Annotated in this window: 17 protein-coding genes; 11 read left to right on the top strand and 6 right to left on the bottom strand. The window is 34.5% G+C overall.

Going from position 1 to position 25,777, the window contains the following annotated elements; genetic code table 11:
* Nucleotides 1-13: 13 nt before the first annotated feature.
* The 5 genes from hpt to AC3IS6_RS01995 all read left to right on the top strand — a co-directional run bounded on the left by hpt (nt 14) and on the right by AC3IS6_RS01995 (nt 6,101).
* A complete protein-coding gene (hpt, locus tag AC3IS6_RS02015) occupies nt 14-544 on the top strand; it encodes a hypoxanthine phosphoribosyltransferase (protein WP_173967214.1) in 531 nt (176 codons plus the stop codon).
* A 74-nt stretch (nt 545-618) separates the two neighbouring features.
* Nucleotides 619-1,191: an adenylate kinase gene (locus AC3IS6_RS02010; protein WP_264525365.1), complete on the top strand. Its 573-nt coding sequence runs from the start codon at nt 619-621 to the stop codon at nt 1,189-1,191.
* A 213-nt stretch (nt 1,192-1,404) separates the two neighbouring features.
* Nucleotides 1,405-2,679 (top strand): hemolysin family protein, encoded by a 1,275-nt coding sequence (locus tag AC3IS6_RS02005; RefSeq protein WP_489163171.1) that lies wholly within the window; start codon nt 1,405-1,407, stop codon nt 2,677-2,679.
* Nucleotides 2,680-2,780: 101 nt separating this feature from the next.
* Nucleotides 2,781-3,782: a GTPase ObgE gene (obgE, locus tag AC3IS6_RS02000; protein WP_173967217.1), complete on the top strand. Its 1,002-nt coding sequence runs from the start codon at nt 2,781-2,783 to the stop codon at nt 3,780-3,782.
* A 174-nt stretch (nt 3,783-3,956) separates the two neighbouring features.
* Entirely contained in the window at nt 3,957-6,101 is a 2,145-nt protein-coding gene (locus AC3IS6_RS01995) for a S46 family peptidase (RefSeq protein WP_489163168.1), read from the top strand.
* Between the two features lie 164 nt (nt 6,102-6,265).
* Here the strand turns inward: AC3IS6_RS01995 and AC3IS6_RS01990 are convergent, their stop codons facing one another.
* Entirely contained in the window at nt 6,266-12,604 is a 6,339-nt protein-coding gene (locus AC3IS6_RS01990) for an alpha-2-macroglobulin family protein (RefSeq protein WP_489163166.1), read from the bottom strand.
* Between the two features lie 212 nt (nt 12,605-12,816).
* Here AC3IS6_RS01990 and AC3IS6_RS01985 point away from each other — a divergent pair, with 212 nt between their 5' ends.
* Nucleotides 12,817-14,178, top strand: a complete 1,362-nt coding sequence (locus tag AC3IS6_RS01985; RefSeq protein WP_489163164.1) for a UDP-N-acetylmuramate--L-alanine ligase — start codon at nt 12,817-12,819, stop codon at nt 14,176-14,178.
* Nucleotides 14,179-14,253: 75 nt separating this feature from the next.
* Here the strand turns inward: AC3IS6_RS01985 and AC3IS6_RS01980 are convergent, their stop codons facing one another.
* Entirely contained in the window at nt 14,254-14,883 is a 630-nt protein-coding gene (locus AC3IS6_RS01980) for a DUF1287 domain-containing protein (RefSeq protein WP_489163162.1), read from the bottom strand.
* Nucleotides 14,884-15,010: 127 nt separating this feature from the next.
* Between AC3IS6_RS01980 and AC3IS6_RS01975 the strand changes: the two genes are divergently transcribed.
* The 4 genes from AC3IS6_RS01975 to AC3IS6_RS01960 are packed head-to-tail and all read left to right on the top strand — an operon-like array spanning nt 15,011 to nt 17,610.
* A complete protein-coding gene (locus AC3IS6_RS01975; RefSeq protein WP_489163160.1) occupies nt 15,011-15,478 on the top strand; it encodes a GNAT family N-acetyltransferase in 468 nt (155 codons plus the stop codon).
* Between the two features lie 3 nt (nt 15,479-15,481).
* Nucleotides 15,482-16,171, top strand: a complete 690-nt coding sequence (gene radC, locus AC3IS6_RS01970; protein ID WP_489163158.1) for a RadC family protein — start codon at nt 15,482-15,484, stop codon at nt 16,169-16,171.
* A gap of 3 nt (nt 16,172-16,174) precedes the next feature.
* A complete protein-coding gene (locus AC3IS6_RS01965; protein WP_489163157.1) occupies nt 16,175-16,861 on the top strand; it encodes a YjjG family noncanonical pyrimidine nucleotidase in 687 nt (228 codons plus the stop codon).
* A gap of 2 nt (nt 16,862-16,863) precedes the next feature.
* The gene (locus AC3IS6_RS01960; RefSeq protein WP_489163155.1) at nt 16,864-17,610 is read left to right on the top strand and encodes a hypothetical protein; all 747 of its coding nucleotides are present in this window, start codon (nt 16,864-16,866) and stop codon (nt 17,608-17,610) included.
* A gap of 14 nt (nt 17,611-17,624) precedes the next feature.
* On the opposite strand, the gene AC3IS6_RS01955 is transcribed toward AC3IS6_RS01960, so the two are convergent.
* Nucleotides 17,625-18,902, bottom strand: a complete 1,278-nt coding sequence (locus tag AC3IS6_RS01955; RefSeq protein ID WP_489163153.1) for a replication-associated recombination protein A — start codon at nt 18,900-18,902, stop codon at nt 17,625-17,627.
* A 218-nt stretch (nt 18,903-19,120) separates the two neighbouring features.
* Between AC3IS6_RS01955 and AC3IS6_RS01950 the strand changes: the two genes are divergently transcribed.
* A complete protein-coding gene (locus AC3IS6_RS01950; protein WP_489163151.1) occupies nt 19,121-19,885 on the top strand; it encodes a rhomboid family intramembrane serine protease in 765 nt (254 codons plus the stop codon).
* Between the two features lie 146 nt (nt 19,886-20,031).
* Here the strand turns inward: AC3IS6_RS01950 and rlmB are convergent, their stop codons facing one another.
* From rlmB to AC3IS6_RS01935, 3 genes are all read right to left on the bottom strand, one after another.
* The gene (gene rlmB, locus AC3IS6_RS01945) at nt 20,032-20,766 is read right to left on the bottom strand and encodes a 23S rRNA (guanosine(2251)-2'-O)-methyltransferase RlmB (protein WP_173967227.1); all 735 of its coding nucleotides are present in this window, start codon (nt 20,764-20,766) and stop codon (nt 20,032-20,034) included.
* Between the two features lie 86 nt (nt 20,767-20,852).
* On the bottom strand, nt 20,853-22,295 hold the full coding sequence (locus AC3IS6_RS01940; protein ID WP_489163149.1) for a SusD/RagB family nutrient-binding outer membrane lipoprotein: 1,443 nt from the start codon (nt 22,293-22,295) through the stop codon (nt 20,853-20,855).
* Between the two features lie 17 nt (nt 22,296-22,312).
* Nucleotides 22,313-25,396, bottom strand: coding sequence for a SusC/RagA family TonB-linked outer membrane protein (locus AC3IS6_RS01935; RefSeq protein ID WP_489163147.1), 3,084 nt, complete (start codon nt 25,394-25,396; stop codon nt 22,313-22,315).
* Between the last annotated feature and the right edge of the window lie 381 nt (nt 25,397-25,777).

Here is a 25,777-nt window from a genome sequence, read left to right as displayed (position 1 = left end):
AATGTAAAAAATAATGATACAACTTCACGATAAACAATTTGTTCCGTTTATTTCGGCCAAAGAAATTGATTTTGCTTTAACTAAAATAGTGGCACAGGTAGAAGATGATTTTGGAGACGATACCCCAATTTTTATTGGTGTTTTAAATGGAGCATTTATGGTCGTTGCCGATTTTCTGAAAAAATATAAAAGCCTTTGTGAGGTTTCATTTATCAAAATGGCATCTTACGAAGGAATTGAAAGTACGAATACGGTAAAAGAATTAATTGGTATCAATCAGGATTTGTCGGGTAGAACCGTTATTCTTATTGAAGATATTATTGATACAGGAAATACAATCGAGGAATTAAAACAACTGTTTAAACAGCAAAATGTAAAGCATTTTAAAATTGCTACTTTGTTTTTCAAACCGGAAGCTTATAAAAAAGACATCAAAATAGATTATATCGGAATCAGAATTCCAAATAAATTCATTGTAGGTTACGGATTGGACTACGATGGTTTAGGAAGAAATTTGCCCGAGGTTTATAAATTGGCAGAATAAATTTAAACACACACAACTATATATTCATTTAAAACTTCTTATTAAAAATAGAAGTCACAACACTCACTCATATTATGATTAACATTGTTTTATTTGGAAAGCCGGGAGCAGGAAAAGGAACTCAGGCAGAATTTTTAAAAGAAAAGTACAAATTAACGCACCTTTCAACAGGAGATATTTTTCGTTTTAATTTAAAAAATGATACAGATTTAGGTAAAAAAGCGAGGGTTTTTATGGATAATGGGGAATTAGTTCCTTGCGAAGTTACTACTGCAATGTTAATTGATGAGGTAAAAAAACATCCTGATACGGCGGGATTTTTATTCGATGGCTATCCTAGAACTTTAGATCAGGCTGAAGCCTTAGATAAATTTTTACCAACAATTGGATCAAGTGTTACGGCAACTATCGCATTAGAAGCGGATGATGAAATTTTAGTAGCCCGTTTATTAGAAAGAGGAAAAACAAGTGGAAGAGCTGATGATCAGGACGAAGAGAAAATTCGTGTAAGATACCAGGAGTATAATGAAAAAACGGCTCCACTAATTGGATATTATAAAGAACAAAATAAGTTTCACGCCGTAAACGGTATCGGAACTATCGAAGAAATTACAGAGCGATTAACGTCAGTTATAGATAATTTGTAGAAGCTTTTTCCAGCTGCCGTTTCATCCCGATTGCTATCGGGATTTCAAAAGAACTATTTTTCTTATCATAAAACAAGCTTCCATGGGGCGCTGTTTTCTGGCAAGAAAAATTAGTTTTTTTTAAGACAAGGCTCTTTTGAGTGGTCTCAGGCGAAATATTTAAGATTACAGATTATGTTGATGAGGACGATTATATAACGAATAAACCAAAAATTGGAAATACTAATAATATTTTTTCTAATACTATTGAATGGTGTTTTCTCCATGTCAGAAATTGCATTGATTTCGGCCCGGAAAAACAGACTTGAAACTGCCGCAAAAAAAGGAAATAATAGTGCTAAGATAGCACTCGATTTGGCCAATTCTCCGAATAAGTTTTTATCAACCGTGCAAATCGGAATCACTTTAATCGGTATTTTGACCGGTATTTATAGTGGCGATAAAATAACAATGGATGTTGAGGTTTTTGTTAGCGGATTTGAATTTTTGAAACCCTATGCGCATTCAGTTGCGGTGGGAATTGTTGTCGTAGTTTTGACATTTTTCTCTTTGGTTTTAGGAGAATTATTGCCAAAGCGAATTGGTTTAAATTATCCGGAGGCGATTGCAAAAATGGTAGCCTTGCCAATGAAGACCATTTCGATCATTACGGCACCATTTATTTGGTTGCTTACTTCTTCGACGGATTTTTTATTGAATGTTCTTCAAATTAAGCCAACCGCTGACGGTAAGGTAACAGAGGAAGAGATTAAAGCGATTATTAAAGAAGGAACTGAGGGTGGAGAAGTACAGGAAATTGAACAGGACATTGTAGAACGTGTTTTTCATATTGGTGATCGGAAAGTAAATTCATTGATGACACACCGGAAGTCGGTAGATATGCTGCCTTTCAATGCAGATAAAGCAAAGATTAAGGAGTTGGTTTTGCAGGATTTGCACACCGTTTATCCAGTCTACAGAGACAATTATGATGATATTGTGGGGGTTGTAACCCTAAAGAATATATTTGCAAATATCGAAAGCGAACATTTTGAGTTGGCGGGAATTATGATAGATGCACCTTATTTAATGGAACAAACAACAGCATACAAAGCATTGGAGAATTTCAAAAAAACGGGAATTCATTATGCTTTAGTTTCTGATGAATATGGTGTTTTTCAAGGGATTATTACTTTGAATGACATTTTGGAAGCTTTAGTAGGAGATGCATCTGATTTTTATAAAGATGAATTCCAATTAATTGAAAGAGAAGACGGTTCATGGTTGGTTGACGGACATTATTCGTTACATGATTTCTTAACTTATTTTGAGTTAGACGAATTAACGAACGATTACGAAGTAAATACGGTTAGCGGAATGATTATGACAGAGCTTTCGCATATTCCAAAAGAAGGCGAAAAATTAATCTGGCAAAAATTTGTGCTGGAAGTAATCGATATGGATGGCGTAAAGATTGATAAAGTGCTGGTAAAAGCGCTTAAAGAGTAGAGAGAATTTGTTTTAAGTTTTAAGTTTCAAGTTTCAGGTTATGCGTTGCGCAACTTGAAACTTGAAACCTGAAACTTGAAACTACACATAAACAAGTAAAAATGACAGAAGGAAATTTTGTAGATTATGTTAAGATTTATGTTTCGTCCGGTAAAGGAGGAAAAGGATCTACGCATTTACATAGAGAGAAATTTATTGAAAAGGGAGGTCCTGACGGAGGAGATGGTGGTCGTGGAGGACACGTGTATTTAGTTGGAAATAAAGGACTTTGGACGTTATTTCATCTAAAGTTTGCAAGACATATTAAAGCAGGTCACGGTGGAGACGGTGGAGGAGATCGTAGTACTGGTGCTGATGGAGATGATAAATTTATTGAAGTGCCGTTAGGAACCGTTGTAAAAGACAAAGAAACTGGAGAAACTTTATTCGAAATCACCGAAGACGGTGAAAAGAGAATTCTATCAAAAGGAGGAAAAGGAGGTTTAGGGAACTGGCACTTTAGAAGTTCAACCAATCAGACACCACGTTATGCCCAGCCAGGTTTACCAGGTGTCGAGATGGATGTAATTCTGGAACTTAAAGTATTGGCGGATGTTGGTTTAGTAGGTTTTCCAAATGCCGGAAAATCAACTTTACTGTCTGTTTTGACTTCAGCGAAACCAAAAATTGCCGATTATCCTTTCACAACCTTAAAACCAAACTTAGGAATCGTTGCTTACAGAGATTATCAATCGTTTGTAATTGCCGATATTCCTGGAATCATCGAAGGTGCCGCTGAAGGAAAAGGGCTAGGTCATTACTTTTTGCGTCATATCGAGCGTAACTCAACATTGTTGTTTTTAGTTCCGGTTGATACACCGGATATTAAAGCGGAATACGATATTTTGGTCAATGAATTAACCAAGTACAATCCTGAAATGTTAGACAAAGAACGTCTTTTGGTAATCTCGAAATGTGATATGCTGGATGACGAACTTAAAGCCGAATTGAAAACGGAATTAGATGTCGCTTTCAAAGATATTCCATACATGTTTATCTCATCTGTGGCCCAACAAGGTTTAACCGATTTAAAAGATAAGCTTTGGAAGATGCTTAACGACTAAAAAAAATACAATTTGTACAAAAGGTGTTCTGGAAACAGAGCGCCTTTTTTGTTTTATATAATGTTAAATTCGTAATGAAATGCTAAAAATTTGCTGAGATATTTAATTTCAGGATGGACTGCAATAATATAATTATGAAAATGAGTTATATTCGCGTCACTTAAACAAAATAACATGAAAAAAATAGTTTTATTCTTGACCATGTGTCTGATGGCTTTTCCTGTAAGGGCTGACGAAGGAATGTGGTTTTTGATGTTTATCGAAAGATTGAACCATAGAGATATGGAAAAAATGGGCTTGCAATTGACAGCCGAAGAAATTTACAGTATCAACAATCATAGTTTAAAAGATGCTATTGTACAATTTAACGGAGGTTGTACTGCAGAAATCGTTTCTAAAGAGGGATTGGTTTTAACCAATCACCACTGTGGTTACAATGCAATTGCAGAACTTTCTTCAGCAGAACAAAATTATTTGAAAGACGGTTTTTGGGCAAAACAAAGAAGTGCCGAAATGAAACCGAAATCACTATACGTGCGTTTCTTTGTGCGTATGGACGATGTTTCTAAAAGAATTTTATCAAAAGTAAACGATAAAATGACTGAGACTGAAAGAAACAAAGCGATTCAGCAAGAAATGGCTTTGATCGAAAAGGAAAACAACGAAGGCGGAAAATATACCGTTTCAGTTCGTCCTTTCTTTCAGGGAAATGAATATTACTATTTCGTTTACCAGGATTATACAGACGTTCGTTTAGTAGGAACACCACCTGAAAGTGTTGGTAAATTTGGTGGAGATACGGACAACTGGGAATGGCCTCGTCAAACAGGAGATTTTTCTATGTTCAGAGTTTACGCAGATAAAAACGGAAATCCGGCAGCTTACTCTAAAGACAATGTGCCTTTGAAACCGAAACATTACTTACCAGTAAGTATTAAAGGGGTTAAAGAGAATGACTTTGCGATGATTTTAGGATATCCTGGAAGAACAAACCGTTGGATGCCAGCTGGAGGAATTGAGCAAAATGTTAAGTTTGCTTACCCTGCATGGGTTGAAGGTGCTAAAACCGGAATGGATCAAATGAAAAAGTATATGGACAAAGATGCAACAGTTCGTTTGCAATACGCGTCTAAATATGCTTCTACAGCAAACTACTGGAAAAACCGTCAGGGTATGATCGATGCTTTAACAAAAGCGGGGACAGCAGAGATTAAAGCGGCACAGGAAGATAAATTCTATGAGTGGGCTACTAAGCCGGCTAACAAAGAAAAGTACGAGAATGTAATTCCAACGATTAATGATTATTACAGAGCTACAAATCTAAAAGCAATCCACGATAATTACTTAACACAGCTTTTGCGTACCTCAAATTATGCTGGCGGGCCTTCTAATTTAGGAAATGCACTGATCGCTTACTACAACGAAAACGACGCTAAAAAAGCAGAAATGTTGCCAAAGATCAACGCATTGATCGAAAGTATTTATGGTGAATTTTATGCACCTCTTGAAAAAGATGTGTTAACAGCACAGTTGAATTTATATGCTTCTAAAGCTGCTGAATATGGTTTAGCGACACAGATTGCTAAAATGAAATCAGAGAACAATGGTGATTTTACTGCTGATGTAGCAAAAGCAACTGAAATCAGTTATTTTACTTCGAAAGAAACAGTATTGGCATTTATGGCTAATCCTAAACCATTAGCGATTGTACACGATCCTTTGTATATTATCTCTAACGACTTAATGACAAAATTCCGTTCTAAAACAGACGATCAGGTGAAAGCCGATGATGGTTTTGCAAGCGCTTACCGCAAATTGGTAGAAGGTTTAAGAGAATCTAAATTGAATGCAATTCAATATCCAGATGCTAACTCTACCTTGAGATTAACTTACGGAAAAGTAAGAGCTTTGCCTGCTGATCCACGTAATGATGCTAAAATAAACAATTATACTACCATGGAAAGTATGGTGAAAAAGTATAAAGCGGGAGATCAGGAATTTGACTTGCCAAAACGTTTATTAGAATTAAACAAAGCAAAAGATTTTGGACAGTATGCTGATAAAGCAGGTTATATGCCGGTAAACTTCTTAACAGATAACGATATTACAGGTGGAAACTCAGGTTCTCCGGTATTAAACGGAAAAGGAGAATTAATTGGAGTTGCTTTTGACGGAAACATCGAAGCCATGGCGGGAGATGTTATTTTTGATTCTAAATTACAAAGAACAATTAACGTAGATATTCGTTACGTACTTTGGATTATTGACAAATACGCCGGAGCTAAAAACATTATCGACGAAATGACCATTATTAAATAATTCTGGCTTCTAAATAAAAATAAAAACCGACAGATTTCAAGAATCTGTCGGTTTTTTTGTGCTTTTTTCCGCCACGAATTCACGGATTAATTAAATAAAATTCGTGGTGGAAATTCTTTGCAGCATTTTTTTGGAATTTTATTTTCTGGAATTTATACAGGTTGTTAATTCACTTTTACTCTAATTCCTTTAGTATGACTTGTAAACTCTGGGGCATACATACTTTGAATTGTTGTAATCCCGTTAGAGAGTTCTCCGCTGTTGTTTACTCTTATATCATATTCTATAACATAAGTTCCTTTATTGATTCGGTCAAAGAAAAAGTGAGTTGCTGCATCCTTTGTACTCATATAGTAACCCAAACGATCTTTATACTGATATTGAGAAAGCACAGTTACTGGTTCAAAACAAGAAGCTCTCATGTCTTTTAAATGAATATATTCTATGTCTTCTTTTGACGTAATGATTAATCGTACAGTAACTAAATCTCCAATTTTTAAAGAGTTTTTAGAACTGATCTTTTCTAATTGTTCTCCTTTTAATGTGCTTTTCTTTAAATATAATTCTTTCGAGACTGACAGGACTGATCCTGAATTGGTTTTAATTTTATCCAAATCTTCAAAATACTGCCAATAAATACCTCCAAAACCAGGAACTTTAGATTTGTTTTGAATACTGATCGAAGCCATTTCTTTTTTAACTTCATCGGCCTTCCAGCTTAGTTTAATATAACCGGTTTCAGCTTCTTTTTCATTTTCAGTCAGTTTTTTAGTTAGAATTTTTTCATCTCCAATTTTAATAATGGTATTGTCTTTCACACTTAACCAGTCATTTCCTTGCATTAATAAAGCATAAACAGCTTCGGTAGTAGATTTAGTCGTTGGCCAATTTTTAGTTTGTTTGTTTTTTAATAGCCATACTTTCATTGCATCTACTGATTTGGTGTCCTGATTTACTTCGGCGAAAGCCTCAATTAATAGAGATTGAGTTTCAATAGGTGCCTGATACCAATTCCAACCTGCTTTATTGGCAATCCAGTACATTCCCCAATCTTCGTTGTTTGAAGATGTTTCTTTAAGACTTTCTACGATTTTTTTAGCGGTTTCTTTTTCTCCAAAACGATTCAGAGTTAATGCAGCCAGTCCTTTTTCATAAATAGAATAGTTTAGCCAATCTTTTTTAGCTGCTTCCAAATAAAGTTTGGTGGCTTTCTTTAAAGTGTCTGAAAGCGGATATTTCTCTAGATAAAAACTTCTGGTATATAAATAATGAAGATCAGAATATGGGTTGATCCAAATTAGCTTTTCCGCAGGTTTTAAATCTTTGGTTCTGTTTTTATAGTATTCTAAAAATTTATTGTCTAAAAACGGAATCCCCGTTTTTGCAATTTGGTCTATCTTATCGTCATCACTGGTTTTGGTCAACTTTGATAAATGACCTAAACCAGCCAGAATATGTCTGGTAATGTATTCGCTTTCATCGCTTCCTTCAAACCATGAAAATCCTCCGGATGCTTTTTGTTTTTGTTTTAATTTTTCGAAAGTGACCTCTTGAGAAGTTTTCATTTTCTCCAGATCAAACAAAAGTGCCAGATTCTTTTTCTTTTCATCTTCGCTTTGCGCATCATTTAGCCACGGAGTTTCAGCAAGAATAATCGATTTTAATTCTTCATTTTCTTCTAGTTTAGACGTTAGTTGTCCATTTTTTCTCCAATTTTCAAAAACAGTTGCAATCTTCGGATTATTTGAAATAATCTCCGAAGCCAAAGCATTGGCATAAAAACGGGCAAAAGTTTGTTCCGCACATTCATGCTCGTACTCCATTAAATAAGGCAAAGACTGAATGGCTATCCAAGATGGATTCGAAGTATATTCGAATGTAAACTGGTGATTCTTTAAAGTTGTTGAATTGTTGTTTTTTAGGTTGTTAAACGTATATTCTTTTGTAGAGTTTTCACGAACCCAGATAGGAATACTTTCTGTAACAAGCATATTGTTTGTCAAAACCGGAAGCATGTTTTCTTCTCCGTCAGAAAAATTACCTGATTTAGCCAGAATTTTATATTGAACGCCTTGCAAACCTTCTGGAATAGAAATCGTCCAGGTTACGGTTGTATTTCCAAAAGCAGCGACATTAAAATTTCTAACATTTTTTGCGTTGAGCATTTTGGCGTCGATGGGCTGCATGGTTACAGCATCAAAAAATTGTAAACTGGCGATTCCGGTTTTTGCTTCGGCAGTAACATTCGAAATTTTAGCACTAATTACTATAGTATCTTTTTCTCTGAGGTAGCGAGGGAAATTCGGCAGAACCATTAATTCCTTTTGAGTAATGACGCTTTTCTCTAAATAACCGGAAACAGCATCTTTATTGTGAGCCAATAAACGAAGTTTCCAAGAAGTTAAAGCTTCCGGAGATGTAAAGTTGAAACTTACTTTTCCGGTAGAATCTGTTTTTAAATTAGGTAAAAAGAAAGCGGTTTCAGAAAGATTTTTTCTGGTTTTTACTTGTGTTAAGGCTTCTAAGGCTTTTTTGGTGGTAATGATTATGGCTCCGTTTACGCCTTTTCTTCCATAAAGTGCAGTTGCTATGTCGGCTTTTAATGTGTTAATTGAAATTATTTCTGAGGAGCTCAGATTTTTTACAGTTTCTTCGTTAGAAATTTCCCCATCAACTACATATAGTGTAGATTCACCCATAGCCAAAGATGTCAACCCTTTTATTGTTTTTTTTCCAGTAATAAATTTAGTTTTATTGGTTTGAGAATATTCTGGTTTTATAAATTTTACTTGGTCAATTTTAACCGATTGTTCTGCAAGAATAGCAACGGGAGCTCCCGCTCCTACAGGTACATCAATGGTTAAAACAGCATCAGGATCTCCCTTAATCGTTTCGGTCCCTATTTTTTTGTCTTTAATCTCTACTCCGGTTATTTGGAGCGAATCTCCGTATCGACTATTATTGAAGCCAAAACCAAACCAGTTTAATTGTGTGTCTTCCTGAAAGTATTTATGCGTATGTAGTACTCTATTCATGTTTTTTAAATAAGAATGCATTTTTTCGAAACCTAAACCTGATTTTATGTTTGATGTATTGTATCGGTAATTATTTAAATTTAAAATATTCCAGTCTCTTTTAGTAAATTGATCTAGTGAACTATCATACATTGAGGCTAGTACTTCGGCCTCAGTTTTTGTGTTAATTGATTTTAATTGAAACGACCACGTTTCATTACTTCCCGGTTCAATTTTATTTCTAAAACTTTCTATTAGCAATTCTAGTTTAGATTCTTCTGTTTTTAAAAGTATTTCCAGCTCATCATTAAAAATTTCGTTCTCAAAAATGCTTTGAAAACTTAAGCGAATCGATTTTTCGAATTCTTTCTTTAAAGGAACTTTGATCGTTAGTTCATTATTTTCTATATGATATGTGTTTTCGAAATAGTTTAGATTACCATAATTTCCGCTTGTAATAATATATAAATCGGGAATTACAGAAGAGAGCTTAATTTCGACAAAGCCATCTTTTTTAGGATCAGCGTTAATTTGTTCTGCAGTAAATAATTTACTTGGATTAAATTTGTCTTTGCTTTGCTTGACTTCAAAAGTAGAAACCGATTCTATCGGATTATTAAAGGTGTCTTTTGCAGAGAAAACAATTTTGTAATTCCCTGATTTGTAATTTGAAATAAAATCAAGAGTTATTTTTTTGTCTTTCTCTGTATCTACTTTTTTTGAAAACAATAAAGTTTCGTTTGTTTTATCTGTTTTAGTCTCGCGAATTTCATATGGAAATAGTTTTTCAAAATCAGATTCTGAAATGGTTTCTATTTCTGGTTTGAACCAGATTTGTTCCTTGAATTTAGTAGACAACGGACTTAGAAAGTATAATTTAAAGTCTCCTTTTGCTGCTAAAAATTCTCCGTTTAAATTAGTGCTCGTAAGTGTAACTTCATTTTTGTTTTTTGTTTCAATTTGACTTGGAATGTTCGCATTAATAATCAAGTCATGAAACCCTACTTTAATGATTGTTTCAGAAGTATGAGTTTCGCCATTAACATCAGTAACATCAGCAGTAATTCTATAATTGAAAATGGGTAATTGTTCTTTTATCGCATTTTGTGAAGGTTTTGCAATAAATTCAATCACGAATTTTCCTGAAGCATCTGTTTTAGTTTCGCCGGTTGCGATGGTTTCATTTTGTTCTTGTCCGTAATAATTTCTATAATAATTTGTAAATCTATTTACTTTATACGTAACTTTTGAGTCAGAAATATTGCTTCCGGAAAATGCTTTTGCAGTTCCCTTTACTTTAATAGATTGATTGACCTGATAGTTTTCTTTTTTAGGGTCAAAATCTACTTTAAATTTTGGACGTTTGTATTCTTCGACTTTAAAATTAGTTTGTGAGCTTTCAAGAATTACGCTATCCCAAAAGGTTAAATTTGGTTTGTTCTTTAAATCAATATCTTCCTTTGTAGCCTCATCAGGTTTAACCGCATAAATATTGAAATTACCTGTCAAACTGTTTTTAGGTAGTATGAATTCTCCTGAAAATGAACCGAATTCGTTAGTAATAATTTCAAATTCTTTAAAGATTTGATAATTTGTATCCTTCACTAAAATTTTAAAAGTAGTATTTGAGACAGTGCTTGTTTTGCTTTTTTTCTTTTGAATTGCGATTCCTTTATAATAAACGGTTTGTCCCGGACGATAAATAGCTCGGTCCAGGTAAAATTCTACTTTGCCATTAAAGGTATTATCTTCTTTTTGGGTGTATTGTATTGTATGTCGAATATAGTTTTCCTCAATTGTAATGGTGTCATTTTGTAATGAAAATTCAATATATTCATCATCTTCTTCATCTTCTTCATCATCTTTATCTTCATCATAATTAATATTTGTCTCTGTGTAAGAAGCCAATCCGTTTAGATCTGTTTTAAGATTGTAACGAGATGTTTTGATTGTTACATTTTCAAGAGGTTTTCCATTTTTTCTATCCAGAACCTGAAAGTTTTTCTTATTATCTTCCTGAGATGCGAGAATACTTAAATTAGAAATTGTAATAGTTTGAAATGCATAAGTTTTTTCATCCAGGGTATTTAAATTACTTTCAAAATAAACTAAATAGCTGCCTGTTTCCAGATTTGGTAAAAGGACTTCTGTGGTGTATTGAAAATAATCTTTTTTATTTTGAAGCTGATATTCTCTAAACGCAATTTTGTTTTTGTTCTTTATAATTATTTCACTGATACTATCCTGGTTGTATTGAGATTCGGCTGTTAATTCTTTTATCTTTTTCTGATCTATTTTATAAAAAGAGATATTTAAACGATCTATGTTTTTGTAAGTAATTGATGCTCTTGTGTTCTCATTGTTGTAACTGTATTTTTGAAGTTCAACGCTTAGTGATTTTGAGGTAATGTTTCGCTTTTCGTCCAAAGCAGATTGCGCCGTATTAGTTTCGCTATTTAGTTTTATAATGCTATCATATATTTTTACAGCTTCAATATTATAATCAGGATGTAATTCTTTTGATGCCTGGTCAGCTAGAATTTCAGCTTTTTTTAATAAAATTTTTTGTGTAAGAATTATGTCATTGGATTCTTTCTCAAGTTTATCTAAAACTTTTTTGAGGTCATCTTTAGATTGTGGCAGGAAATCACTGCAGTAAATAATTCGGTCAAATTGATTTTCTAAAGATGGGTTACTTAATTCCAGTTTTTGATGCAGTTCCAAAATCTTTTTAAGATTTTCTTCTGTTATTATATTTAAATTAAACTTTAAAAAATCTGCGGAATTTCCTAAAAGCTCATTTTTATGGTTTTCAATTTCACTGCTTTCAGCTTGCCATGGATGAGATTTGTGACTAAAAAAATAGATGTTTTCTTTCAGGAGATAATCATACACGTTTTCAGTTTTTAATTTTTCGATCGTTAAAAATTCAAAAATTGCCTGATATTTTATTAAAGGAGTTGCCTTTAAAACACTTTTATTTTCTAATGTTTTTTCCAGAATGGTTATGATTTCTTTTTCGGCTGTCAATTTATCAGACTGAAGATTGTAGTCTTCAATTGAAGGAATCAGAACACTATCAGCTACAGCATACGCTTCTTCTTCGATAATAGCTGCAGTCTTATCAACAGTAAAAGCTACATACTCTTCATCTGAATATTCATTTAGACATTTCGCATAAATCAAATTCAAAATTGCTTTTGAAGGGATAGAGACACGATTAATATCCGTTTTAAGATTAGTTAAAATTTTCTTTTTAGCACTTTCGTCAACTACCTGCAGATACTTCGATTGATGAAAAAAACATTTTATCATTTGTACTTCATCTTTCTGAGCAACCGCTTTTTTATAGATCTGATTTACAACTTTAGTAGCAGATTTGATTTTACCATTATTTTCATAAGAGGAAACTTTTATCCATTTTTTGTCATTTTGCTGTGCAGATAATGCGGTTGAAAGCAGTAAGAAAACAAATAGTACATTTTTCATAAGTTAGTTTTAATAAAGAGAGTGTTGTTTTTTATTAAAGGTTGGTACAGTACTCAAATAAATTTTGTACAAATTACTAATTTATCCCTAAAAGCAAATGAGACATTTTATAATTCCTTATTTTTGAAAAATAATTAACCGATTTAAGCGTTGAATTCTATTTTCGTTTTATCGAATAAACAGTTCAACAAACAAACGATTTAACGTATTCAATGAAAACACATTTCATCGCCATAGGCGGAAGCGCCATGCACAATTTAGCACTTGCATTGCACAATAAAGGATATCAGGTTACAGGAAGTGATGATGCTATTTTTGAACCTTCAAAATCAAGATTGGAAAAAAAGGGAATCTTACCGGCTGAACTGGGTTGGTTTCCTGAAAAAATTACTGCTGATATTGACGCCATAATCCTTGGGATGCATGCGAAAGTGGATAATCCGGAGTTGCTAAAAGCGCAGGAATTAGGTTTGAAAATTTATTCGTATCCGGAATTTTTGTACGAGCAGTCTAAGAATAAAACCCGAGTGGTAATTGGAGGCTCTCACGGAAAAACAACAATAACTTCGATGATTTTGCACGTAATGCATTATCATAATATTGAAGTCGATTATATGGTTGGAGCACAGTTGGAAGGTTTTGACACTATGGTGCATCTTACTGAAGAGAATGATTTTATGGTTTTAGAAGGGGATGAGTATTTATCTTCTCCAATAGACAGACGTCCAAAATTTCATTTGTATCAACCTAATATTGCTTTGATCTCAGGAATTGCATGGGATCATATCAATGTGTTTCCAACGTATGAGAATTATGTTGAACAATTCGAAATTTTTATTGGGAAAATTACAAATGGAGGTATTTTGGTGTACAACGAAAATGATCCGGAAGTAAAACGTGTTGCGGAAGCCGCTACAAACCCGATTCGAAAATTAGCCTATTCTACACCAAAGTATACAGTAAGTGATGGAGTAACTTTATTAGAAACTCCCGAAGGCGATATGCCAATTGAAGTTTTTGGAGCACATAATTTGAACAATCTGGCGGGAGCCAAATGGATTTGTCAGAACATGGGTGTTGATGAAGCTGATTTTTACGAAGCAATTGCCAGTTTTAAAGGAGCTTCAAAACGATTGGAGAAAATTGCTGAAGGAAAAGGAAAAGGAAAAGTAGCGTACAAGGATTTTGCACACTCCCCAAGTAAAGTCGCTGCGACTACAAAAGCAGTAAAAGAGCAATATCCAAACAGAACTTTAGTAGCTTGTCTGGAATTGCATACCTATAGCAGTTTGAATGCAGAGTTTCTCAAAGAATACGAAGGAGCTCTTGAATATGCAGATGTAGCGGTAGTATTCTATTCGCCTGATGCCGTAAAAATTAAACAACTAGAAGAAGTTACTTACGAACAAATTGCAAATTCTTTTAATCGCGAAGATTTGATTATTTATACAAATCCTGCTGAGTTCAAAGAATATCTGTTCAATTTGAATCTTGAAAATTCGGCATTATTGCTAATGAGTTCTGGAAATTACGGAGGTTTGAATTTTGATGACGTAAAAGGGCTGATTAATTAGTCAATTTGAAAATTAGATAATATGCCAATTGCAATTTTGCAGTTGGCATTTTTTTTAGATTTTTTTTGCGGATGTTTATTTCCAATAGCTATAATGTCCGGTAATTTTATACCGAAACAAACAGTCTTCAAGAACTTGCCCGCTACCAACATTGTGGACAATTAAGTTACGTTTTCCGTCTGCTGATTTTTTACTGGTAACAATTCCAATATGGTCTAGTTTGTTGTTAATTAGCCAGGTGACAATTTCACCTGTTTTATAATCATTTGCATCTTGAGTGACAGGAAGCTTTTTACCTTTTCGTTCAAAGAAAACTTCTAAATTTGGAACTCTTCGATGATCTATATTGGTGTCGGTTGAAGTCAGTCCCCACTTTTGTAAAGACGGATATGCTTCGAAATTTGTAACCATATCTTCATGTACTTCTTTTTGTAGATCAATATTTAATTTTCGATAAGAGCGAATTATAACATCTGTACAGACTCCTTTGTTCGAAGGAATATCTCCATTGGGGTATTTTATTGAAAAGTAGGCGGGGTCATAGTCTATTGAGGAATCAATAATTAGTAATGCCGCATTGGATAATTTTTCGGAAAAAGTGTTTGGAACCGCAGATGACAAGCTTTCTGTTGCAGTCGTTTTGTGCTCTTTTTGGTTACAGGCGATGAGTAAGAAAAGGATAGGAAAAAGACACATTATTTTCATGCATTTAAAGTTAAACATTTTGACAAACTATCTGCTTAGTTCAAATAAATTAATTTGCGATTAATATTGTTTTGTATGAATGATTTTTCTTATTTTTTATATATTAGCCATCTAAGAGTATTGTAAAATGAATGCAAGTGTAAAAGTTGTAAAAACAACAAGTGAAAATCCTGATTTTGTATCCTTGATCAAAGTATTTGATGCTTTTTTATGGGAACGTTATCCAGAGCTGAAAAAGGAGTATTGGGGAAATAATGTAATAGAATTTAACCCTAATATTGTTCTTGTTTATTTAGACGAAAAAGTTGTAGCAAGTGGGTGTTTTAAAAAGTACAGTGAAAATGCAGCAGAATTAAAAAGAATGTTTGTGCTACCGGAGGCTCGTGGTTTAGGATTGGCTCGTTTGGTGATTAATGAATTGGAAGCAGAGGCGAAAAAGCAGGGCTTTGAGTTTATGATTTTAGAAACACTTCACAAACAGACCGAGGCTATAAATTTATATCAAAATGCGGGCTTTCGTATTATTGAGAATTATGTTCCTTATATAGGTTTAGAAAATAGTATTTGCATGAGTAAAATTATTACAACTGTATAAGAAATGAGTACAACTTATTCTCCAATTTCGAAATGGTCTGAAGATGACAGACCGCGTGAAAAATTACGGCTTAAAGGTAAAGAGGTGTTAAGTAATGCTGAGCTGATTGCTATTTTAATAGGTTCTGGGAGTCGCAGTGAATCTGCTGTTGACTTAAGCAGGCGTATTTTGGCAAGTGCAAAAAGTTTGAATTCTTTAGCTAAATTGTCAGTTACCCAACTAATGAATTTTAAAGGGATAGGGGAAGCTAAGGCTGTTACGATAATTGCTGCTTTAGAGCTGGGGAAACGCCGAAGAGCTGAAAAAATAGAAGAGTACTTAACGATCACTTCCAGCAAAATAGTTTTTGATATTATGCAGCCCATAATTGGAGAGTTACCGCACGAAGAATTTTGGGTGCTTTTTCTGAATAATTCAAATAAAGTAATTTCTAAATCCCAGTTAAGTAAAGGTGGAATTACGGGGGCTATTGTCGATGTGCGTATTGTTTTTAAATTAGCACTTGAAATTGGTGCTACCGGATTGATCTTGTGTCACAATCACCCATCTGGAAATTTGGAGCCGAGTGATGCCGATAAAAAGATTACAAAAAAAATAAAATTAGCAGGCGAGAGCTTAGATGTTAAAGTTTTGGATCATTTGATTATTACTGAAACAAAATATTATAGTTTTGTAGATCAAGGAATTTTATAAATTATGAATACCACTATTACTGATGTCTTTTTTGATTTAGATCACACACTTTGGGATTTTGATAAAAACTCTGAAATGGCTTTTGATCGAATTTTTAAAAGTAAATACCCCGAGATTAAAACACAGGACTTTATTGAGAAGTATGCTCCAATAAATCAAGCATGCTGGAAACTTTATCAAAACGATAAAATAACGCATCTGGAGCTGCGTTACAATAGATTGAAGTTTTCTTTTGATGCTTTGGATTATGTTATATCAGATGAAAGTATCAATGAAATTGCTAATGATTATATTGAGTTTTTAACCGACAATAATTATCTTTTCGAAGGAGCAATCGAAGTTTTAGAATATCTAAAGCCAAAATATAGATTACACATCATTACGAATGGTTTTGCAAATGTTCAGGATAAGAAAATTAATAATGCGGCACTTTCAGGTTATTTTGAAACTATAACAAATTCTGAACTGGCGGGTGTGAAAAAACCAAATAGTATTATCTTTGATTATGCGATAAACATTGCAAAAGCTTCGAAAGACAGTAGCATTATGATTGGTGATTGTCTTGATGCCGATGTCAATGGCGCATTAAATGCGGGTCTGGATGCTATTTTTTTTAATGAAAAAAGAATCGAAGCTCCGCAAAATATCAAACAAGTGAATCATTTATTAGAACTTAAAAAATATTTATAATTATGAGAATAAAATTTTTGTTGCTTGCATTTCTTACATCAGTTATCGGATTTTCACAATCGGTTAATGATTACAAAGCTGTTATTGTGCCGCTAAAATATGATTTTCTTAAAACAGAAAACCAGTATAGAACGTCAACAATGACAAAGGCAAATTTAAACAAAGCCGGTTTTCAGGCTTTTTATGCTAATGAGGTGTTGCCGGAAGGCTTTGGTGATCGTTGTGATCTTTTATATGCCGATGTGAAGAAAGAAAGTGGATTTTTAATCACTAAGCTTTTTGTAGAATTTAAAGATTGTTATGGTAAAGTAATTTTTACATCAGCAATAGGAAAAAGTAAAGAGAAAGAGTATGAAACGGCTTATAGAGAGTGTCTTGATCTTGCATTTGTTTCGATAAACGCTTTGCGTTATAAATATAGCGGTAAAAGTGTCAATACAGCAAAAACTTCGATTCCTGCTACTCCGCTAACAGCATCAGCTGTTACAACGAAAGTTGTAGAAGCAGCTCCGGTAGCCGATATGAAAGATCCTAATTTGTTGTATGCTCAGCCAACAGAAAATGGTTATCAGTTAATTGATAAAACACCAAAAGTAGTTATGAAGTTGTTAAAAACATCACGTCCTGACTCGTTTATTGCTATAAAAGATGGTATTCAGGGATCTTTGAATGCAAAAGACAATCAATGGTTTTTTGAGTACTATAAAAATGATCAGTTAGTTTCTGAAAAAATTTCAGTTAAATTCTAAAATATGATATGGTTTTAATAGCCGTATTTATCTTTCCAACGGTTCTTTAAAAATTCGCGGTTGCTGTTCTCTCTTGAATTGTGCCCCGGATTGTAAAGAACCGTTTCTTTTATCACATCAGGTAAAAATTCCTGCTCGGCAAAATTATTGGCATAATCGTGCGAATATTTATAATCGTCACCATAGCCAAGTTCTTTCATAAGTTTGGTTGGTGCATTTCTTAAGTGAATGGGAACTGGTAAATCTCCGGTTTGTTTTACCAATTGCTGTGCATTGCCAATAGCCATGTACGAGGCATTACTTTTAGGAGAGGTTGCCAGATAAATGGCACATTGACTCAGTATAATTCTACTTTCCGGATATCCAATTGTCGTTACTGCCTGAAAGGTATTGTTAGCCATGATAAAGGCAGTCGGATTAGCATTTCCAATATCCTCACTGGAGAGAATAAGCATTCTTCGGGCAATAAATTTCACATCTTCACCACCTTCAATCATTCTGGCCAGCCAATAAACAGCCCCATTCGGATCACTTCCGCGAATAGATTTTATAAAAGCAGAAACAATATCGTAATGCTGTTCTCCGCTTTTGTCATACAATACAGTATTTTGCTGAACTAATTCGAAAACGCGATCGTTGGTAATAATAATTTCATCACCGGCTGAAGCATTAATAACAAGTTCGAAAATATTGAGTAGTTTTCGTCCATCTCCTCCAGAAAGTCGAAGTAAAGCCTCGGTTTCTTTTAGGGTAATGTTTTTAGAAGCTAAATAAGTGTCTGTTTTTATGGCACGGTACAGTAAAGCCTCTAAGTCGGCTTTTGTGAAAGCATTTAGAATGTAGACTTGGCAACGTGACAATAATGCAGGAATGACTTCAAAACTTGGGTTCTCTGTCGTCGCGCCAATAAGTGTAATCCAGCCTTTTTCGACAGCAGCCAAAAGGGAGTCTTGCTGTGACTTGCTGAAACGATGTATCTCGTCAATAAATAAAATAGGATTCTTAGCCGTAAACAATCCGCCGCTTTGTTTGGCTTTTTCGATTACATCACGAATGTCTTTTACACCTGAATTGATGGCACTCAGGATATAAAACGGACGCTTCGATTCTTGCGCAATGATTTGTGCCAAAGTAGTTTTTCCCGTCCCCGGTGGCCCCCAGAAGATCAATGATGGGATTATTCCTTTTGAAATTTGCTGCGTTAAGGACCCATTTGGTCCAACCAAATGATTCTGACTGATATAATCTTCTAAATGTTGTGGGCGAATACGCTCGGCTAAAGGTGCTTCCATTTTGTAAAATTACTATTTTCAGTTTTAATTTTATAGTTTTTAGAAGCTATTCCTGCGGTCTGCTTTATCTTTTGCGTCCACCGCGGCGGACACAAAAGAATACCGCTTCCATCAGGGCTAAAAAGGCATTTGAGAATGTTCTTGTCAACTGACAAATTATCAGTAAATTGTAATTGGATAGTTTTTTGATGTCATCATTTAAAATTAACTGATAAATTATGAACGACAACCACTTTAAATTTACGACTGCAGTTATAGCACTTCCGGTATTTTTTGTTCTTTTTTTGTGGATTGTTTACTGGGTTCAGATACGCTTTGATTTTGACTTTTATCAATACGGCATTTATCCCCGGGATTTTTTAGGTCTGCAAGGTGTCTTGTTCAGTCCTTTTATTCATGAAAATTTGAGTCATCTATACAACAATTCCATACCGCTTCTTGTATTATTAGCTGCACTGCAATTTTTTTATCCAAAGCAATCCTCTGCAGTTATCGCTTATGGTATATTGTTTTCAGGATTCATAACTTGGATTATTGGTCGCGAAAACTTTCATATAGGCGCGAGCGGATTGATTTATGTTTTGGTAAGTTTTATTTTCTTTAAAGGAATTCAAACAGGGTATTATCGACTGGTAGCGCTTTCGTTATCTGTTATTTTGCTTTATGGCGGAATGATTTGGTACGTGTTTCCGGAGGTAGATAAAACCATTTCCTGGGAAGGACATTTGGCAGGTTTTATTACCGGATTTGCAATGTCCTTAATGTATAAAACTCCGGAGTACGCAAAGCCTGTTGTTTATGAATGGCAGAAGCCGGATTTTAATCCTGAAGAAGATCCTTTCATGAAGCATTTCGATGAAAATGGAAATTTCGTAAATACAGAGATTGTAGAGGAAGAGCAGGAAGGATTAGTGACTTATTTTAATTCGGATGTTTCAGTTAACTATATTTTGACAAAGTCTGAGGTAGAGGAGGATAGGTAGTGTTGGGTGATAATGTTTATTTTACCCGTAGCTTAAGTTTGTAATTAACAATAATACAATTAAGCTACAGGTTTAAGAAAGAATATTTTAGGAGTATATTTTGAAGACATTAATTTGTCATCATAATTCTCAATTCTTTGTATTATTTAACTTCTCTGGCGAACAGCTTCATATAAAAATGCACCGCAGGCAACAGAAACATTCAAAGATCCAATTGATCCAAACATAGGTAATTTTGCTTTTTCGTCTACAATTTTTAGCACAGAAGGATTTATACCTCTGTCTTCAGAACCCATAATGATAGCTACCGGTTCATTTAATGCAATGTCGTATATGTTCTGATCCGTTTTTTCAGTTGCCGCAACCGTTTTGATTCCTGATCCCTGAAGATAAAAAATTGCATCCTTAATGTGTTCAACTTTGCAAATAGGAACATTAAATACTGCTCCTGCCGAAGTTTTAACAGTGTCTCCGTTTACCGGAGCCGAGCCTGCTTTCTGTACAATGATTCCGTTTACGCCCGTACATTCAGCAGTTCTGATAATGGCACCAAAATTTCTTGCGTCTGAAATTTGATCCAGTATTAAAAATAAAGGTTTTGATCCGGATTCGATTGTTGATTCAACTAAATGTTCCAATTCTATAAAACCAATAGGGGAGATGGTTGCTACTGCTCCCTGGTGATTATTGGGAGTTAGACGATTTAGTTTTTCTACAGGTACATAAGAGAAATTAATGTTAGCGCGTTTCATCACTTTCATTAGATCTTTCATTAGTTCTCCGGAAATCTCTTTTTGAATAAATACTTTATCAACTTCTTTTCCTGCCTGAATGGCTTCTATAATGGCTCTAATTCCAAATATTTGATGTTCTTTTTCCATGGGACAAATATAGGCATAATGTTGGGATAAAAAAAAACCACTCTGACTGAACAGAGTGGTTTTAATATGCTTATAAATGTTGAGAATTAATTATCCCACCACACTTTTGTTGTTAATGTAACATAAGGAATCGGAACTCCAGGTCCAGCAGCTAAAGAAGCACCGTTAACATTAATTTCTTTTTGAGGATATGGTAGTCTTCTTGGAGTAACTCCGCTAGTACGGTTGGTTGTAGGTGGAGTTAAAACTGGGAATCCTGTTCTTCTCCAGTCTACAAAAGATTCATATGATGCTTGATACATCGTGATCCATTTTTGGGTCATGATTCTTTGTAATGTATTATTGTAAGCAACTAATGGGTTAGCAGTGTAAGTAGCTACGTCAGCAGCGCCTATTGCAGTAAAGTCGTTTACTATAGCTTTATCATAAGCTATTTTTGAATTTACCAGATCATTAGCTCTGAAATAGATTTCAGATTTGATGAATTCAACTTCTGCAGCACTAATAAGAGTAACAGGAGAGTTAATTGAAGCGTAAGCTGATCCTACACGAGAGAATAGACTTTCTCCTGAATCGTCTAAATCCTGACCCGGAAGGTTACCTAAGTATTGCCCCTGTAAACCTGATCCGTTGTTTTTAACAGGTGAGAAGTATAGAGTAAGTCTAGGGTCGCTTAAAGCTTTCATGTTGTTAACAATTGTGCTACATACTGCCTGATCTTTTCTACCTGATAAAACATCAAATTGGTAAATTGGATTTGCATTAGTTGCAATGTTTCCAAACGGTACTTTTGCATTGCCAGAATTTAAGCTAATTAGTTTTGGGTTAGTTTGTAAAAATGTCAACGCTTGTCCTGGATTTCTTTTACTAAGGTGATTTAATAATCTTAGTTTTAAAGAGTTTCCAAAGGCTTCCCATTTCGCAACATCACCGTTGTATAATAAGTCGGCCGTTCCTGGTTTGGCGCCAGTATTACTTTTTACGTTTACGATTGCCTGATCTAATATTGTAAGTAAAGAAGTATAGACTGCTTCTTGTTTGTCATAAGCAGGTGTAATGTTTGATGCTCCCTTTAAACTTTGGGTGTAAGGAATGTCTCCAAAAAGATCTGTTGCTACACTGAAAGTGTAAACTTGAAGAATTTGGGAAGCTCCAAGGTAAATGTTGTCCCCTGAAATTTTAGTTTGATCTTCAATTGATCTTAAATCGATTAATATGTCATAGATGCTTGCCCATAAACCATCAGTATCTCCTGATGTAATGTTGTATTGTCCAAAATTTAAAGGCTGCCCTCTATGTCCGGAATAATGCTGTACAATACTTGCAGGCATTCTTGTACCGTCTCCGCCAAGAGTATAAGCTAAGTTAACTTCGGCAGCTGATAATAATGTTGCAAATGGCACTACCGTTGGATTGTTTGGGTCATTGTTTATGTCTAACTCATTTTCACAAGATACAAATACCGCCGCCAATGTAATTAAGCCGATATGAAATATTCGCTTAAAATATTTGTTGTCAATTTTTTTCATTTTCATTAATTTTAGTATTAGAATTGCGCTTTTAGATTGAAACCAAAAGTTCTTGTAGTTGGGAATGCAAATCTGGAAACACCTTGTGCATTACCAGTTCCAAAAGAGCTTGATTCCGGATCGATATGAGGAACATCTGTCCAGATAAATAAATTACGACCATATACTCCCAAATCTAGAGAACGAATATATTTGTCTTTTAACTTGAAAGAGTATCCAAGAGTAACTTCTCTTAGTTTAACCCAATTGTTTTCGTAAACATATTGTTCGTTTGGATAAGCGCCTAATCCATACCAGTTTGCATCACGTTTCACCACGACATCATTTGGGGCTCCTGTAGTAGCATTTACTCCTGGGAAAATATAGTCATCGTTACGATTTAATGTCTCTTTACTAACACCATAAAAATCTAACAATTCACCAGTTCCACTGTATAAATAACCACCTTGTCTTATGTCGGCAAGTGCTGTAAAATAAATATTTTTGTAGTTAATGGCAGTACTTAGACCACCAGTCCAATCTGCTTCAGTATGTCCAAGAAGTTGACCATCTAATACAGAAGGGATTCCATCGTCATCTACCAATACTTTTCCGTTTGCATCTCTTGCGTACCCTGTTCCAACTATAGTACCTAATCTTTCTCCTTTTACGGCAAAAATTGCAGGGTTTCCGCCAAAACCACCAAGGAAAATTCTGTCTACACCTGGAAAAGTTTCGTCAACATGTGATCTAATTCTGCTGAAGTTGAAAGACACATCCCATTTGAAATCTTTTGTTTGAATAGGCGTTGTTCTTAACATAACTTCAAAACCTTTAGAGCTAGTTTGTCCACTATTGATAATTGTAGCAGTTGCACCTGTTGCTGGAGAAATATCTAACGGAATAATACCATCAGTATTCACGTTTCTGAAGTATGATGCGTCTAAACCTATTCTGTCTTTGAATAATTTTAATTCAACACCCACTTCATATTCTGTAGTGAACTCAGGAGTTAAGTTAGCATTACTAATTGTATTTTGGATTGTGTATCCTGCCAGGTTGTTAAATGGAAATTCTACTCCTGTTGTAAAACCATCTCCAAAGATTGCTTTTCTGTAAGCAGGTTGTGTTAGATAAACATCAGCGTCTCTACCTGTTTTCGAGGCACCTACACGTAATTTACCATAAGTAAGTACGTCTGATTCGATTTTAAACGCATCCGTGAAAATTACAGAAGCACTTACTCCAGGATAGAAGAAGCTTCTGTTATCTTTTGGTAATGTTGAACTCCATTCATTTCTTGCAACTACGTTTAAGAAAAGATAATTGTCATAGCTAAGAGATAAGTCTCCAAATACTCCAAATAATGTTCTTCTTGAGTTGTAAATATATCCAGGAGAGAATGTCTTGATGTTGTTTGTATTGATAATTCCTGGAAGAATTAGTTCAGTTCCGGTAATTATTGAATTTTGAACAGTTCTATTATTGTAATCTTGTCCGGCTGTTAAAGTAGCTTTAAATTTGTCAGTAATATCTTTATTGAAAGTAGCAGTCAATGTAGAGTTGGTTTCCTGACGAGTAACATTGTCGTAACTTAGGTATCCTAGTGGATTACCTCCAGTGTTGATGTCTTTGAAAAGAGTTCTTTGGTCAGATAAATAGTCATTACCAAGACGATAAGCTAACTTGAAGCCTTTAGCTACATCAAAGGCCAAGTTTAAACCTGTAATATATCTTTGGCTATCAGTACGGGCTGAATTTTTGTTAACGGTCCAGTATGGGTTGTCAAAAGCTCCTCCACGGAAATTAATTTGGGTTCCGTTCGGTCTTTCATATCCGTAGCCTTTTAAATCCCATGTAACAGGAGCGTGGAATAATGCGAAAAATGGATTAGATCCGTCTTGTCCCGCATAAGCAAGGTCTCCTTCAGAAGCATTGTAGCTTAAGTTAACACCAGCTGTAAATCTACTGCTGAATTTGTAGTTACTGTTAAAACGACCATTGAATTTTTGATATCCTTGATTAGGAACAATAGAAGTTTGTTTTGATTGTCCGATAGATACAAACATATCGTAAGCATCAGTAGAATTCGAAAGAGAAATATTATTGTTATAAGTTATTCCTGTTTGAAGGAATTGCTTTCTCGGGTCAAATACTTTTAATTGAATTTGTTGTGCTCCTAATCCTTGAGCTGCACCTGCTCCAGGGCTTGATACAGTTTGTCCTGTAATTCTTGGGCCAAATGATCTGGAAGTACCTTCTTGATAAGCTACGCCGTTTGATCCCTGTGCATATTCAGTTTGAAAATCAGGTAAAACAAGAGCATCATCTATTCCTACAGAACTGGTGAATTCAATTACAGGTTTTCCTGCTTTATCAGAACCTGTTTTTGTGGTAATTAAGATAACACCATTCGAACCACGATTTCCATACAATACAGCTCCGGCAGCACCTTTAAGCACTGTTACGCTTGCAATGTCATTTGGGTTAATGTCAGCGGCTCTGTTAGGGCTATTAAATCCTACTACAGTATTGTCGTTACCGTCGTTGGCATTACTCATTGGAATTCCGTCAATAACATAAAGAGGTTCATTGTTTCCTGTTATTGATTTATTTCCTCCTCTGATTACCAATCTACTTGCTTGGCCAGGAGCACCTCCTGAAGCAGTTACTTGCAGACCGGAAACTTTTCCACTAAGACCATTTACAAGGTTTTGATTGTTTCCTTTATTAAGGTCATTCCCAGATACCTTTGTTGTGGCGTAACCAATAGCTTTGTCAGATTTTTTAATACCTAATGCTGTTACTACAACACTTTCAAGTTCTACCGAATTATCGGCTAACTTTATGTTAATAGAAGTTGAAGATGCAGCTACTTCTTGAGATTTCATCCCGATGTAGCTAAATACCAAAACTTGATTTGATGAGGCTTTGATAGAAAATTTACCATCAAAGTCTGTTTGTGTTCCTGTTTTTGTTCCTTTAACTAGTACACTAACGCCCGGTAAAGGCATTCCTGTATTGTCAGAAACTGTTCCAGAAACAGCTCTTTCTTGCGCAAAAGTAAGTTGCGCAACTAGTACTAATAGAAGTACTAAGAATCCATTGAACTTTAGTTTCATTTTTATGTGTTTTGAATTAGTTTGGTAAAAATCTTAATTATTTGTTAATCTACCTAATATAAAAAGCTTTTTTTTTACCCATATTCTTCTTTTGTTACGAGATGTGTTTTTTTAGTGTTAAAATACATTTGTTAATTTGGTGTTGTTTGTTTTTTGTTTAAAATGTGACAATGGCTGTGTTTGCTGGGGTTTTGAGCAATATTAAATTTTAAAAACTGTGATGTATGGTGTTTTTTTCTTCAGTGATTTTTGAAGCAAAAAAAAGTGGTACTCTCTTTTTTTCGGAGATAGCCTCTTTAGGTTTTGTTAAATTTTAAGATTTAGGAAAGTTGTAGATAAAAAAAAAGGGCACTCATCATATGATGAATGCCCTTTTTAGGA

This window comes from Flavobacterium sp. KH_035, from assembly GCF_057839565.1.
This window is presented reverse-complemented; position numbering and strand designations above follow the sequence as displayed.

Excerpts from the sequence above, each read along its gene's own strand:
- AC3IS6_RS01985 (WP_489163164.1), top strand. The coding sequence starts at position 12,817 with ATGAAAACACATTTCATCGCCATAGGCGGAAGCGCCATGCACAATTTA.
- AC3IS6_RS01955 (WP_489163153.1), bottom strand. The coding sequence starts at position 18,902 with ATGGAAGCACCTTTAGCCGAGCGTATTCGCCCACAACATTTAGAAGAT.
- hpt (WP_173967214.1), top strand. The coding sequence starts at position 14 with ATGATACAACTTCACGATAAACAATTTGTTCCGTTTATTTCGGCCAAA.
- AC3IS6_RS01975 (WP_489163160.1), top strand. The coding sequence starts at position 15,011 with ATGAATGCAAGTGTAAAAGTTGTAAAAACAACAAGTGAAAATCCTGAT.
- AC3IS6_RS01960 (WP_489163155.1), top strand. The coding sequence starts at position 16,864 with ATGAGAATAAAATTTTTGTTGCTTGCATTTCTTACATCAGTTATCGGA.
- AC3IS6_RS02010 (WP_264525365.1), top strand. The coding sequence starts at position 619 with ATGATTAACATTGTTTTATTTGGAAAGCCGGGAGCAGGAAAAGGAACT.
- AC3IS6_RS01950 (WP_489163151.1), top strand. The coding sequence starts at position 19,121 with ATGAACGACAACCACTTTAAATTTACGACTGCAGTTATAGCACTTCCG.
- obgE (WP_173967217.1), top strand. The coding sequence starts at position 2,781 with ATGACAGAAGGAAATTTTGTAGATTATGTTAAGATTTATGTTTCGTCC.
- AC3IS6_RS01990 (WP_489163166.1), bottom strand. The coding sequence starts at position 12,604 with ATGAAAAATGTACTATTTGTTTTCTTACTGCTTTCAACCGCATTATCT.
- AC3IS6_RS01965 (WP_489163157.1), top strand. The coding sequence starts at position 16,175 with ATGAATACCACTATTACTGATGTCTTTTTTGATTTAGATCACACACTT.
- AC3IS6_RS01980 (WP_489163162.1), bottom strand. The coding sequence starts at position 14,883 with ATGAAAATAATGTGTCTTTTTCCTATCCTTTTCTTACTCATCGCCTGT.
- AC3IS6_RS01935 (WP_489163147.1), bottom strand. The coding sequence starts at position 25,396 with ATGAAACTAAAGTTCAATGGATTCTTAGTACTTCTATTAGTACTAGTT.
- rlmB (WP_173967227.1), bottom strand. The coding sequence starts at position 20,766 with ATGGAAAAAGAACATCAAATATTTGGAATTAGAGCCATTATAGAAGCC.
- AC3IS6_RS01995 (WP_489163168.1), top strand. The coding sequence starts at position 3,957 with ATGAAAAAAATAGTTTTATTCTTGACCATGTGTCTGATGGCTTTTCCT.
- radC (WP_489163158.1), top strand. The coding sequence starts at position 15,482 with ATGAGTACAACTTATTCTCCAATTTCGAAATGGTCTGAAGATGACAGA.
- AC3IS6_RS01940 (WP_489163149.1), bottom strand. The coding sequence starts at position 22,295 with ATGAAAAAAATTGACAACAAATATTTTAAGCGAATATTTCATATCGGC.